Genomic DNA, 255 nt, shown 5'->3' with positions numbered 1-255 from the left:
AGGTTGGCTTAGAAGCAGCCATCCTTGAAAGAGTGCGTAATAGCTCACTGGTCAAGTGATTCCGCGCCGATAATGTAGCGGGGCTCAAGTACACCGCCGAAGTCGTGGCAATGCACATTTCCGCACATCGATCCTGTCAGGGCTTTTGGGTTCTGGTGGGGTGCTGTGTGGTGACTGTAATGGTTTTGTGTGTGTTGGGTAGGGGAGCGTCGAGCGGGTGGTGAAGCTGCCGGGTGACCGAGTGGTGGAGCCTGT

General features: G+C 56.1%; 1 rRNA gene. It reads left to right on the top strand.

The window, feature by feature from the left end:
* Window positions 1-255, top strand: a 23S ribosomal RNA gene (locus QSJ40_RS12670); the annotation flags it as partial.

Origin of the sequence: Kocuria sp. NBRC 114282, assembly GCF_030268385.1 — a bacterium.
In the GTDB taxonomy this organism is placed as follows: Bacteria; Actinomycetota; Actinomycetes; order Actinomycetales; family Micrococcaceae; genus Kocuria; species Kocuria palustris.
Note: the sequence above shows the minus strand (reverse complement) of the source record. Positions and strands in the feature narration are given on the sequence as shown.